The organism is Bacillus sp. FSL K6-1003, from assembly GCF_037964945.1.
Lineage (GTDB): Bacteria > Bacillota > Bacilli > Bacillales > Bacillaceae > Bacillus > Bacillus mojavensis.
The window spans coordinates 4,019,792-4,032,783 of the sequence record NZ_CP150176.1 but is presented as its reverse complement, the minus strand read 5'-3'; the positions used below and the strand labels follow the sequence as shown (position 1 = coordinate 4,032,783).

14 protein-coding genes are annotated in these 12,992 nt (G+C 41.4%); 12 read left to right on the top strand and 2 right to left on the bottom strand.

From position 1 onward, the window contains the following. Positions 1 to 630 precede the first annotated feature (630 nt). The 8 genes from rpmH to noc all read left to right on the top strand — a co-directional run bounded on the left by rpmH (position 631) and on the right by noc (position 8,122). Positions 631 to 765 (top strand): 50S ribosomal protein L34, encoded by a 135-nt coding sequence (rpmH, locus tag NSU16_RS20555; RefSeq protein ID WP_003178075.1) that lies wholly within the window; start codon positions 631 to 633, stop codon positions 763 to 765. A 146-nt stretch (positions 766 to 911) separates the two neighbouring features. Then, on the top strand, positions 912 to 1,265 hold the full coding sequence (gene rnpA / locus NSU16_RS20550) for a ribonuclease P protein component (RefSeq protein ID WP_010332672.1): 354 nt from the start codon (positions 912 to 914) through the stop codon (positions 1,263 to 1,265). Between the two features lie 141 nt (positions 1,266 to 1,406). Further along, on the top strand, positions 1,407 to 2,192 hold the full coding sequence (spoIIIJ, locus tag NSU16_RS20545) for a YidC family membrane integrase SpoIIIJ (RefSeq protein WP_081638392.1): 786 nt from the start codon (positions 1,407 to 1,409) through the stop codon (positions 2,190 to 2,192). Then, a complete protein-coding gene (gene jag / locus NSU16_RS20540) occupies positions 2,189 to 2,815 on the top strand; it encodes an RNA-binding cell elongation regulator Jag/EloR (RefSeq protein ID WP_010332670.1) in 627 nt (208 codons plus the stop codon). The genes spoIIIJ and jag overlap by 4 nt, the downstream gene beginning before the upstream one ends. A gap of 314 nt (positions 2,816 to 3,129) precedes the next feature. After that, positions 3,130 to 4,509 carry a tRNA uridine-5-carboxymethylaminomethyl(34) synthesis GTPase MnmE gene (mnmE, locus tag NSU16_RS20535; RefSeq protein ID WP_026014643.1) on the top strand — a complete coding sequence of 460 codons (1,380 nt, stop codon included), beginning with the start codon at positions 3,130 to 3,132 and terminating at the stop codon, positions 4,507 to 4,509. A 20-nt stretch (positions 4,510 to 4,529) separates the two neighbouring features. Next, positions 4,530 to 6,416, top strand: a complete 1,887-nt coding sequence (mnmG, locus tag NSU16_RS20530) for a tRNA uridine-5-carboxymethylaminomethyl(34) synthesis enzyme MnmG (protein WP_168749329.1) — start codon at positions 4,530 to 4,532, stop codon at positions 6,414 to 6,416. Positions 6,417 to 6,429: 13 nt separating this feature from the next. Beyond that, a complete protein-coding gene (gene rsmG / locus NSU16_RS20525; RefSeq protein WP_010332667.1) occupies positions 6,430 to 7,149 on the top strand; it encodes a 16S rRNA (guanine(527)-N(7))-methyltransferase RsmG in 720 nt (239 codons plus the stop codon). A 121-nt stretch (positions 7,150 to 7,270) separates the two neighbouring features. Next, positions 7,271 to 8,122, top strand: coding sequence for a nucleoid occlusion protein (gene noc, locus NSU16_RS20520; protein ID WP_003219249.1), 852 nt, complete (start codon positions 7,271 to 7,273; stop codon positions 8,120 to 8,122). 43 nt (positions 8,123 to 8,165) lie between these two features. Here the strand turns inward: noc and NSU16_RS20515 are convergent, their stop codons facing one another. After that, positions 8,166 to 8,606, bottom strand: a complete 441-nt coding sequence (locus NSU16_RS20515; RefSeq protein ID WP_326191284.1) for a PH domain-containing protein — start codon at positions 8,604 to 8,606, stop codon at positions 8,166 to 8,168. A 248-nt stretch (positions 8,607 to 8,854) separates the two neighbouring features. On the opposite strand from NSU16_RS20515, the gene soj reads away from it, so the two are divergent. Then, positions 8,855 to 9,616 (top strand): sporulation initiation inhibitor protein Soj, encoded by a 762-nt coding sequence (soj, locus tag NSU16_RS20510; RefSeq protein ID WP_010332665.1) that lies wholly within the window; start codon positions 8,855 to 8,857, stop codon positions 9,614 to 9,616. Then, positions 9,609 to 10,457: a stage 0 sporulation protein Spo0J gene (gene spo0J, locus NSU16_RS20505; protein WP_168749326.1), complete on the top strand. Its 849-nt coding sequence runs from the start codon at positions 9,609 to 9,611 to the stop codon at positions 10,455 to 10,457. The genes soj and spo0J overlap by 8 nt, the downstream gene beginning before the upstream one ends. Positions 10,458 to 10,495: 38 nt before the next feature. On the opposite strand, the gene yyaC is transcribed toward spo0J, so the two are convergent. Further along, positions 10,496 to 11,113, bottom strand: a complete 618-nt coding sequence (gene yyaC / locus NSU16_RS20500; protein WP_268504137.1) for a spore protease YyaC — start codon at positions 11,111 to 11,113, stop codon at positions 10,496 to 10,498. A 555-nt stretch (positions 11,114 to 11,668) separates the two neighbouring features. Here yyaC and NSU16_RS20495 point away from each other — a divergent pair. Both NSU16_RS20495 and NSU16_RS20490 read left to right on the top strand, forming a co-directional pair. Next, positions 11,669 to 12,685: a membrane protein gene (locus NSU16_RS20495; protein WP_032731139.1), complete on the top strand. Its 1,017-nt coding sequence runs from the start codon at positions 11,669 to 11,671 to the stop codon at positions 12,683 to 12,685. A 93-nt stretch (positions 12,686 to 12,778) separates the two neighbouring features. After that, positions 12,779 to 12,985 (top strand): DUF951 domain-containing protein, encoded by a 207-nt coding sequence (locus NSU16_RS20490; RefSeq protein ID WP_010332661.1) that lies wholly within the window; start codon positions 12,779 to 12,781, stop codon positions 12,983 to 12,985. Positions 12,986 to 12,992 lie beyond the last annotated feature (7 nt).

Below are 12,992 nucleotides of genomic sequence, written 5' to 3'. Positions count from 1 at the left end.
CTTCCGGCACGTCCCTCCTTTTCTAAAAAAATAACGTCTTTTTCTGTTATAGAACACAAAAAAAGAGCAAATGGCGGTAACCATTCGTACACATTAAATGTTGAAAACATATAATATAGTAGATAAATAGCTTTTCGACAAATTTCACAAGTTGTGGACAACTTTCTACACATGCTGTGTGAAATCAATCCACATCTTATCCACAGTTTGTGGATAAAGAGTGAAAGCACGATTCGTAATCAAGAGTTAAAACACAAATATAATACCAAATTAAACGAGAGCTTGCAATGGTTGTCACAATCTTATCCACAAAGCAGACAACCTGTTGAAAAAAATTTGTCCACAGGAGTTAGCAGTGTGAAAATGTTGTCGATAACCTTTGTGGATATTAAAAAAAGGGAAAAAAGATATCCACATCACGGATTTTCAGCTCAGAATGTCATTTGTATCTGACTTTTTTTCGTTAAATTCAGGAATCTGAAAAAATAAGGTTTCGAAAGTCGAGAAGGTATGGTATCCTATTATGGTTGCAAGAAACAAAAGCACTAGTGAAGTTGACAATGAATAGGTAACGCAAATATAATAAGTAAGACTGTCTTTAACAGCTATTCCTCGAGGGAGGTGTCATAAATGAAAAGAACATTCCAACCGAATAACCGTAAACGCAGTAAAGTTCATGGCTTCAGAAGCCGTATGAGTTCAAAAAACGGTCGTCTAGTTTTAGCGCGCCGTCGCCGCAAAGGCAGAAAAGTATTATCAGCTTAGGCCACTGAATAATGTCAGTGGTCTTTTTTCACTTTAAGGGAAAAGATATATGTGATGTGTATGAGCGGGGGATATCCCTCTCTCTGCACATCTCATTTTCAAATAATATTAAAAGTTTCTGCCAGCCAGTATCGGAGTGAGTCAATTTGAAGAAGCGAAATCGTTTAAAGAAAAATGAAGATTTTCAAAAAGTGTTTAAGCATGGCACATCAGTAGCGAATCGCCAGTTTGTCTTATATACGCTTGATCAGCCTGAAAACGATGAGCTGCGCGTTGGTCTTTCCGTCAGCAAAAAAATTGGCAATGCAGTAATGCGAAACCGGATAAAACGTTTAATCCGGCAAGCTTTTCTAGAAGAGAGAGACAGGCTGAAGGAAAAGGATTATATTATTATTGCCAGAAAACCAGCAAGTCAGCTGACATTTGAGGAAACGAAAAAAAGTCTGCAGCATTTATTCAGGAAGGCCTCATTATATAAGAAAACTTCGTCAAAAAAGTAGGTGCCACTGCTTTCTTACAACTTTTAAAAGCGCTTCCTTTCTGGTTGAACAGAAAAAGACACCATTTAAAACTGAAAGATGCTAAAATACATACAAGTATGTTTTGTAATAAGAGAGTGTAAAGAATGATTATAGGAGGAAATGTTGTTGAAAAGGAGAATATGGTTGCTATTAAGTATGGTCGGCGTATTCATGCTTTTGGCTGGATGCTCGAGTGTCAAAGAGCCGATCACTGCAGATAGTCCGCATTTTTGGGACAAGTACGTAGTATTTCCATTGTCTGAGCTCATTACGTATGTTGCGAAATTGACGGGAGACAACTATGGACTTTCAATTATTATTGTTACAATTTTAATCCGTTTATTAATTTTGCCGCTGATGATCAAGCAGCTGAGAAGCTCGAAAGCGATGCAGGCTTTACAGCCGGAAATGCAAAAGCTTAAAGAAAAATACAGCTCAAAGGATCAAAAAACGCAGCAGAAACTTCAGCAGGAAACAATGGCTTTATTTCAAAAGCATGGCGTCAACCCATTGGCAGGATGTTTCCCGATTTTAATTCAAATGCCGATTTTAATCGGATTCTATCATGCGATCATGAGAACACAGGCGATTTCAGAGCACAGTTTCTTATGGTTTGACTTAGGGGAAAAAGATCCTTTCTATATTCTTCCGATTGTTGCCGGGGTTGCCACTTTCGTACAGCAAAAATTAATGATGGCGGGCAACGCGCAGCAAAATCCGCAAATGGCAATGATGCTTTGGATTATGCCGATTATGATCATTGTGTTTGCGATCAACTTCCCAGCGGCGCTTTCTCTTTATTGGGTAGTCGGTAACTTGTTTATGATTGCGCAAACTTTCCTCATTAAAGGGCCTGATATCAAAAAAGATCCTCAGCCGCAAAAAGCCGGAGGAAAGAAAAAGTGAGGAATGTGACTGCTGCAGGGCGAGATGTCGATGAAGCAGTACAGTCCGGATTACGTGAGCTGCAATTAACGAGAGATGAAGTTGACATTACCGTTATTGAGGAAGGAAACAAAGGCTTCCTCGGTATATTCGGCAAAAAGCCGGCAATCGTAAAGCTGGCTGAAAAATTTGATCCGATTCAGGAAACAAGGATTTATCTTAAAAGAATTGCCGAATCCATTGCCGGAAAGTCTGATGTGACTGTAAAAGAAAGCAAAAAGGCAGTATGTTTCCATATAACGGGTGAAAAAGCGGCATTGTTGATTGGGAAAAGAGGACAAACCTTAAATGCCCTTCAAACTTTGACCCAGCTTGTCCTTAATCGTTATTCAGATCAGTATAAAAATGTGACGGTAGATGCAGAAAACTACCGTTCGAAAAGGAAAGATACGCTGAGTCAGCTGGCTGTGAGACTGGCAGACCAGGTTTTGAAAACAAAAAAAGATGTTCATTTAGAACCGATGCCGTCCAGTGAAAGAAAAATCATTCATGATGCTCTTTCCAAATATGCAAATCAGCAGATCAATACGTATTCAATGGGTGAAGGCGATAATCGCCACCTCGTTATTTCCCAGAAAAGATAACATAAAACCGAAGTCCGGTAAAAATCGGAGCTTCGGTTTTTTTGTATAGAAAAATCTATTTTCCCTTGTAATATCAAGCTTTTTCCGTTTAAGTTTTTCCTTTTTAGGTGTATCCTGTTGATAAAAAGGAAGTTCAGGAAATAAAATTAATTGTTATTCACATGTGGATAAGTTAAAGTAATAAGGGATGAATTTCTAAGTCTGTGGATAACACATCTTCCACTTCGAACCAAACTATGTTATCTTTTAGTTTTGGCATAATAAAATATTTTTTATATAGATGAATGAGAGTATAGAAAAGAGAGGTGAACAACATGGATACAATTGCGGCCATTTCTACACCGATGGGTGAGGGTGCGATTGCTATTGTACGGCTGAGCGGACCGGAAGCAATCCAGATTGCCGACAGGATTTATAAAGGGCCGAAAGGGAAAACGATCAGCTCGGTCGAATCACACACGATTCATTACGGCCATATCGTAGACAAACGTACCGATCGGGTTGTGGAGGAAGTAATGGTATCGGTGTTAAAAGCACCGAGAACTTTTACACGTGAAGATGTCATAGAAATAAACTGCCACGGGGGAATTGTGACAGTAAACCAAGTGCTCCAACTCGCCTTAAGAGAGGGAGCGAGACTTGCGGAGCCTGGTGAATTTACGAAACGCGCATTTTTAAATGGCCGAATCGACCTTTCACAGGCGGAAGCGGTAATGGACTTAATCAGAGCGAAAACGGATCGGGCAATGAACGTCGCTTTGAATCAAATGGAAGGGCGTCTCTCTGCTTTGGTGCGCCGTTTGCGCGATGATATTTTAGAAACGCTGGCCCATGTTGAGGTAAATATAGATTATCCGGAGTATGATGATGTAGAAGAAATGACACATCAGCTTTTAGTTGAAAAGGCAAGCTCCGTTAAAAAAGAAATTGAGGCGCTGCTTAGAACGTCTGAGCAAGGCAAAATTTTACGGGAAGGTCTTTCTACTGTCATTATCGGCCGTCCGAATGTCGGGAAGTCTTCTCTTCTGAACAGCCTAGTTCACGAGGCAAAAGCCATTGTTACCGATATTCCGGGTACGACACGGGATGTGATTGAGGAATACGTGAATGTGAGAGGTGTTCCGCTTCGTCTTGTTGATACTGCAGGTATTCGTGAAACAGAGGATATTGTTGAACGAATAGGTGTTGAACGCTCTCGTCAGGTTTTGAAGGAAGCAGACCTGATTTTACTTGTGCTCAATTATAGTGAAGAGCTTTCTGAAGAAGACGTGAAGCTTTTTGAAGCCGTTAAGGGAATGGACGTCATCGTTATTATGAATAAGACTGACCTCGAGGCGAAAATTGACATAGAACGTGTACGTGAGCTGGCCAATGGACGTCCTGTTGTAACGACCTCCCTTCTAAAAGAAGAAGGCGTTAATGATTTGGAGGAAGCGATTCAATCGCTGTTCTTTACAGGTGCTATTGAAAGCGGAGATTTAACGTATGTCAGCAACACACGCCATATATCAATTTTACAGGAAGCAAAACGTGCCATTGAAGACGCGCTTAGCGGCATCGAACAGGATGTCCCGATCGACATGGTGCAGATTGATCTAACAAGATGCTGGGAGCTTCTGGGCGAAATCATTGGAGACGCTGTCCACGAAAGCTTAATTGATCAGCTCTTTTCACAGTTCTGTTTAGGAAAATAATAAAAGGAGGAATTAGAATCATGGGGTATGAAGCAGGCCAATACGATGTGATTGTGATTGGCGCCGGGCATGCCGGTGTTGAGGCTGCCCTCGCATCAGCACGCCAAGGCGCCAAAACGCTTGTCTTGACCATCAACTTAGATATGGTTGCGTTTATGCCATGTAATCCGTCTGTCGGCGGCCCTGCAAAAGGGATTGTCGTCCGCGAAATTGACGCGCTTGGCGGAGAAATGGGCAGAAACATCGATAAAACGCATATTCAAATGAGAATGCTGAATACTGGAAAAGGTCCTGCGGTCCGTGCATTGCGTGCCCAAGCAGACAAATTCCAATATCAGCACGAAATGAAAAATACGCTTGAAAAAGAACCAAACTTAACGCTGCTGCAAGGAATTGTGGAGCGGCTGATCGTAGAAGACGGCGAGTGCCGCGGTGTCATTACACAAACCGGTGCGCATTACCGCGCGAAAGCTGTTGTCATGACGACTGGAACATATTTGAGAGGGCGTATCATCCTCGGTGATCTTTCTTACTCAAGCGGTCCGAACAACCAGCAGCCTTCTATTAAGCTTTCTGAGCATTTGGAAGAACTGGGCTTCGACCTGGTTCGTTTTAAAACAGGTACGCCGCCTCGCGTCAAAAGCGACACGATTGATTACAGCAAAACGGAAATTCAGCCTGGTGACGAAGTGCCTCGCGCTTTCTCATATGAAACGGTTGAATATATCACAGATCAGCTTCCTTGCTGGCTGACATATACGAGCCCTGAGACACATGAAATTATCGACAGCAACCTGCACCGTTCACCGATGTATTCCGGTATGATCAAAGGTACAGGTCCGAGATACTGCCCATCAATTGAAGATAAAGTTGTTCGTTTTAATGATAAACCGCGTCATCAAATTTTCCTTGAGCCAGAAGGCAGAAATACGCAGGAAGTTTATGTTCAAGGTTTGTCTACTAGTCTTCCAGAGGACGTGCAGCAAAGAATGCTTGCAACGATTCCGGGTCTGGAAAACGTTCAAATGATGAGAGCCGGCTATGCGATTGAGTACGACGCGATTGTACCGACTCAGCTATGGCCGACGCTTGAAACGAAAAAAATTACAAATCTCTACACTGCCGGCCAAATTAATGGAACATCCGGTTATGAAGAAGCCGCGGGACAAGGCATTATGGCGGGAATCAATGCAGGGCGAAAAGCGCTTGGAAAAGAAGAAGTGATTCTAAGCCGTTCTGACGCCTACATTGGTGTTCTCATTGATGACCTTGTGACAAAAGGAACAAATGAGCCATACCGTCTTTTGACATCTCGTGCTGAATACAGATTGCTTCTTCGCCATGACAATGCAGATCTGCGTCTGACAGAAATCGGCCACCGTATCGGATTAATTTCTGATGAGCGATTTGCGGCTTTTGAAAAGAAAAAAGCGGCCATCGAAGCGGAGAAAAAACGTCTGCATTCTGTGATTATCAAGCCGTCTCCAGAAAATCAAGAATATATCCGTTCTCTTGGCGGAAGCGAATTGAAAGATGGAGTACGCGGCACAGACTTGATGAAACGTCCTGAAATGAACTATGAAACTGTGACTAAACTTGCACCGCCAGAAGTATCGGTTCCGCAAGAAGTGGCAGAACAAGTAGAAATTCAAGTGAAATATGAAGGGTATATTGAAAAATCCCTTCAGCAGGTGGAAAAACTGAAGAAGATGGAAAACAAAAAAATCCCTGATCGAATTGATTATGATGCAATTAAAGGGATTGCAACTGAGGCTCGTCAAAAGCTGAAAAACGTACGGCCTTTGTCTGTTGCCCAAGCTTCCCGTATTTCCGGTGTGAACCCGGCAGACATTTCAATTCTATTGGTATATTTAGAGCAGGGCCGCATTGCGAAGATAGCCGAGTAGAAAGGATGACGGCATGAATATTGAAGAATTCACCTCTGGACTGGCGGAAAAAGGGATCTCCCTTTCTCCTCGTCAGCTGGAGCAATTTGAGCTGTATTACGATATGCTGGTTGAGTGGAATGAAAAAATCAATCTGACTTCGATTACAGAGAAAAAAGAAGTGTATCTGAAGCATTTTTATGATTCCATTACAGCTGCATTTTATGTCGACTTCAATCAGGTGAATACGATTTGTGATGTCGGAGCGGGAGCGGGTTTTCCGAGTCTGCCGATTAAAATATGTTTTCCGCACCTTCATGTCACAATCGTAGATTCATTAAACAAACGAATAACATTTTTAGAAAAGCTGTCTGAAGCTTTACAATTGGAGAATACGACATTTTGCCATGATAGAGCTGAAACATTCGGGCAACGGAAGGACATACGGGAAAGCTATGATATCGTGACAGCGCGAGCGGTTGCGAGACTATCTGTTTTAAGCGAGCTTTGTCTGCCTCTGGTGAAGAAAAACGGTTTATTTGTTGCTTTAAAAGCCGCATCTGCTGAAGAAGAATTAAATGCGGGGAAAAAAGCAATCACAACGCTTGGAGGAGAACTGGAGAATACCTATTCCTTTAAGCTGCCTATTGAAGAAAGCGATCGTAATATTATGGTGATACGCAAGATTAAAAATACACCTAAGAAGTATCCAAGAAAACCGGGAACTCCTAATAAATCGCCAATTGAAGGGTAATTTAGACAGCCTGATATGACAATACCATCATATTTTCTTCAAAATTAATGACGGTACAGCAGGAAAAACCATGAGAAAATAGAATTATAAAAATGGCAGTTTTTAAAGGTGGTGTAGGTACATGAAGCATTCATTCTCTCGTTTCTTCGGGCTTGGTGAGAAGGAACAGGAACCGGAGATTGCTGAACATGAGACAAACAAAGAAGAGATTCTTGAAATACCGGTAAATGCTATCGTTCCCAACCGTTTTCAGCCACGCACCATTTTCTCAGATGAAAAAATCAAAGAGTTAGCAATGACCATTCATACACACGGCATTATTCAGCCGATTGTTGTCAGGCATACAGAAGAAGAAGGCCAATACGAACTCATTGCAGGTGAAAGACGCTGGAGAGCGGTGCAATCGCTCGAGTGGGAAAAGATTCCGGCCATTATTAAGGATTTTTCCGACACGGAAACCGCTTCTGTGGCGTTAATTGAAAATTTGCAGCGGGAGGAATTGTCTTCGATTGAGGAAGCGCATGCCTACGCAAGGCTCCTTGAGCTTCATGATTTAACACAGGAAGCACTGGCGCAGCGTTTAGGAAAAGGACAGTCAACGATTGCGAATAAGCTGCGGCTATTAAAGCTGCCTCAGCCGGTTCAAGACGCAATCATGGAGAAGAAAATCACTGAGCGTCATGCCAGAGCGCTGATTCCCCTGAAACAGCCTGAGCTCCAAGTCACACTGCTCACAGAGATAATCGAGAAAAGCTTAAATGTAAAGCAGACAGAAGACCGCGTGGTTAAAATGCTGGAGCAAGGCCAGAGAAAACCAAAGCCTAGACGCAAAGCGTTCAGCAGGGATACTAGAATTGCAATGAACACGATTCGCCAGTCACTGTCAATGGTCGAAGACAGCGGTGTAAAATTGAATACGGAAGAAGAAGAATTTGAAGAATATATTCAACTGACGATTCGCATACCAAAATAAAAGCTCTCCTGCTGTCCAGGAGAGCTTTTTCGCTAAAAGGAAATTAATTACTTTTAGTTGCAATTATTATATTAGAATTCTTTTCTTTGAGCTGCTGGATAAATTCTTCCGTGTCTTTTGGAGAAATGACTGCATGTCCCCAGCCTCCCCGATAATAAATTGTAATCGCATGTCGTGAGCCAATAAGCCGAAAACCTGACCACAGCTTCTTTTGTTGAATCACTTTGTCGATTTTTTCATAAGGAATTTGATGTTTGATCAATCCGGCTTTAATGATCAAACGGTGCTCCTTCAATACATATTTCAGATCAATGAAACTCCAAATGATGAGCACATTTAAGAGAGTCAGAAGAACAAAAATGATCGAGCCGGATATCCTCATATTTCCCAGCACAAAAGGAACTATGGCATCTGCTTGTATCAGTAATATGAGAAACACAATCATAAGAGAAACGGGTGCATCTCTTTTTGTTTTGTAAACCATATGATCACCGTCCTGTTTGTACTTTCTGTCTTGTAACTTCTTCTTTTTTTCTATTTAAAATCCCTTTTTTAAGTCAAAAAAACATATAAGGATTAGAATTTATAAGAGAAAGCAATAAAGCGCTGATTGAATTTTCAAATATTCCCTTCTGATAAAAGACAAAATGATGAAAAAAGTGAAACGCTTTAATCTTTTTTTGATAAAATAGAAACATGACAGTACATGTTCATGTGAAAGTAGGTGACATCGTGGGAAAAATCATAGCAATTACGAACCAAAAAGGCGGAGTCGGAAAAACAACGACGTCTGTCAACCTTGGAGCATGCTTAGCTTACATAGGGAAAAGGGTTCTGCTGGTAGATATTGATCCGCAAGGGAATGCAACGAGCGGATTGGGGATTGAAAAAGCCGATGTAGATCAGTGTGTGTACGATATTTTAGTAGATGATGCAGATGTAATAGATATTATTAAAGCAACTTCAGTAGAGAATTTGGATGTGATTCCTGCGACGATACAGCTTGCAGGAGCTGAGATCGAGCTGGTTCCGACAATTTCAAGAGAAGTGAGACTTAAGAGAGCGCTTGAAGCAGTGAAGCAGAATTATGATTATATTATTATTGATTGTCCTCCGTCATTGGGATTGCTGACAATTAACGCGTTGACTGCTTCAGATTCAGTTGTCATACCTGTACAGTGCGAATACTATGCCTTAGAGGGACTGAGCCAATTATTAAATACAGTACGTCTAGTGCAAAAGCATTTGAATACTGATTTAATGATTGAAGGTGTATTGCTGACGATGCTTGATGCCCGGACAAATCTTGGCATTCAAGTGATTGAAGAGGTGAAAAAATACTTTAGAGATAAAGTATATCAGACTGTTATTCCGCGTAATGTCCGTTTGAGCGAGGCACCGAGTCACGGTAAACCCATCATTTTATACGATCCGCGATCAAGAGGAGCGGAAGTATATTTAGATTTAGCAAAGGAAGTGGCTGCGAATGGCTAAAGGCCTTGGAAAAGGGATTAATGCGTTGTTTAATCAGGTTGATTTGTCTGAAGAGACAGTTGAGGAAATCAAAGTTACCGATTTACGCCCTAATCCTTATCAGCCAAGAAAACACTTTGACAACGAAGCGCTAGCTGAGCTAAAGGAATCTGTGCTGCAGCATGGCATTCTCCAGCCGCTTATCGTCAGAAAATCTTTAAAAGGCTATGATATCGTTGCGGGTGAACGGCGCTTTCGGGCGGCAAAGCTTGCAGGATTAGAAACTGTTCCAGCGATTGTCCGTGAATTATCAGAGGCGTTAATGAGAGAAATTGCTTTACTGGAAAACCTTCAGCGTGAGGATTTATCACCGCTGGAAGAGGCTCAGGCTTATGACTCATTGCTTAAGCACTTAGATGTTACGCAAGAGCAGCTTGCAAAACGTCTAGGTAAAAGCAGGCCGCATATTGCCAACCATTTAAGATTGCTGACACTGCCTGAGAACATTCAGCAACTGATTGCGGAAGGCACGCTCTCTATGGGCCATGGCCGCACACTTCTTGGTTTGAAAAATAAAAACAAGCTTGAACCGCTTGTGCAAAAAGTGATTGCAGAACAGCTTAACGTTCGTCAGCTTGAGCAGCTGATTCAGCAATTAAATGAGAATGTTCCACGTGAAACAAAGAAAAAAGAACCTGTGAAGGATGCGATTATCAAAGAACGGGAATCGTATCTCCAAAATTATTTTGGTACAACAGTAAATATTAAGAGACAAAAGAAAAAAGGTAAAATCGAAATTGAGTTTTTCTCCAACGAGGATCTTGAACGGATCTTAGAGCTTTTATCAGAACGAGAGTCGTAATGAAAGAAAACCATCTCTATTGAAGATGGTTTTTTGTTTTATAATCGTCCTGTGAGTCTTTGCAGCGGACTAAGCCGTTCCTGCCTCCACTCTGTTCGATCTGTTAAACTTAGTCCTTCAGCAAGAACATTTGCCATACTCATGACCAAGTGAAGCCTTGTATTTTGTAAAACAAAGTACTCCATGAAGCCGCTCACATTTACAATTCCGTTCACATGGAGATCTCCTACCTCAGGAAGATCCTTCTGTACACCGGCCCCAGGCTTTAAAGGACCCTCTCCGATTTGGAATGAACCTACGCTTTTCACACGCCCTAAGCATGCATCCACCGCTATAATAAATGGGTTTTTATGTAATTTTTGAATTTCCATTAATTTATCCTTCATGTTTACAGCATGCACGGGATCAGACAGGGTGCCGTAGACGTGGAATCTGGTGAGCTGCATCTGTTTGAGTTTCATTCCTACGAGCGGGCCTAATGAGTCACCAGTTGAACGGTCTGTTCCGATACAAACCACAACAATTGGTCTGCCGGCAGCTTTACGTAAGGATGAAGAAAGAATCGTTTGTATTTGTTTTGCTGCAGCTGTATCTGTATGTGAAACATATTGCTTTACTCGTTCCTGAGAAGAAAAAAGCCCGCCTTTTCGATTCATAGGTTTCACTTCCTTGTTAGGTATCGGAATTGCTAGGGATGTGTTTTTTTGGTATGTAAGGTTGTTTACATTATATCCAGCAGTTAGGTTTTTTATGCTTTGTGTCTGTTTACGGATTTTTGAATACAGAGAGGAGATGATAGAGGTTGTTTACAAGTATTGTGTCGCAGCGCTTCAGATGACGCAAGATTTGGTCTGCTGTCTAATTTGGTTCTGGTAATGAAGCAATCATGTGAATACGGAACGCCTAATGAAGTTTACAATGATCGAAGGATTGAAATTGACTTTTAATACCGGAATTTTTGAATTTTTGGCATTGAGCCCGTCGAACATTTATTTTAGGAAGTATCAGGATAGCTTGGTGAAGAAAGTGGAGAATGGAATTCTGTGTTTTGACTGCCTGTTTAGGTGGTCTTTTTTTATGTGTATTTTGTATGATAATTTCACTCCAGTCATTATTTTTTGTTTTTCTATGAAAATAGGCATTTTTGTTATTAGCGTTTTATATAGTAACAATAACGGAAACAAACTGAACTCTGTACCTATGAGGTGATAATGTTGTGGAGAGCCGGAATGAGGTGGATGCTCCTTATATTGGGCAGTCTGATCGGCGCCGGATATGCAAGCGGTCAGGAGATATGGCAGTTTTTTGGCGCAGAAAGCGGACTGGCTATTGTGCTGTTTACAGTAATGTTCATTTTCTCGTCTTATATTGTGATGAAAATCAGTTTTAAGGTTCAATCCACTCACTTTCTGCCGGTTCTTGAACATTTAATGGGACCGTGGCTGGCGAAAATTTATGATATTCTGATTGTCTTTTATTTATTTTCTACAACCATGGTGATGATCGCAGGAGGCGGAGTGACACTGCAGATGTACAAGCTCCCTTTTTGGTGGGGGATTGCGCTGCTGTGCATCGTGACGGTTTGTTTGTTTTTTTGGGATGTGAATGGGATTTTATCTGTGAATGCCATTTTAATTCCTATTTTAGTAGCGGGTCTGCTGTACGCGTTATTTTCATTTCAGAGCACTCATCACCATACGTGGACGATAGATTTGAGCCGGCAGTATAACTGGCCTGCCAGCATTACGTTTACTTCTTTAAATATTCTTTCGGTGGTCGCGATACTATCATCTGTCGGGAAAGAAATGAAAGGGCTGGGGGAAGCTAAAATCGCCAGTGTGGCCAGCGGTCTTATTTTTGGCGTGATCTCTTTTGTTTATAATGAAACATTAGTGGAGCTGGCGGGCTCCCTTTCTCAATTTGAAATTCCGCTGTTTGCCGTTCTGGAAGGCGCCCCTTATTTTCTTTTTTTATGTATGACTGCGGTGCTGTGCCTTGCGATATATACGACGACAGTGGCTGGTTTATTCGGATTGTCCAGTCGGCTCATGGCATTTCTTCACATGCCGAGATGGATGATTGTATTGATTCTGTTAGTGTTGATGGTGCCTTTTACTTCTTTCGGTTTTTCAGATTTAATCGCTTTTCTGTATCCCATTTATGGAATGCTGAATCTCTATCTATTAGTTTGTTTGCTGTTATACCCTATTTTAAGTAAATGGAAATAAGAGGATGTTCTTCTTTTTGGGTATGATGATTGCTCTAATGATCAGTTTTTTTGTACAATAGATTCAGCAGTTTATGAAGAGAGGTGAAGGGTCTTGGCGGATAAAGACTTTGGCCTGAAAGATATTGTAGAAATGAAGAAACCGCACCCATGCGGAGCAAACAGATGGAAAATCATACGTATGGGAATGGATATTCGGATTAAGTGTGAGGGTTGCTCTCACAGTGTGATGATTCCGAGAAAAGAATTTGAAAGAAAAGTAAAAAAAGTACTGGTCAAGCATGAGGAGCCTACTTCATAAAAAGGCT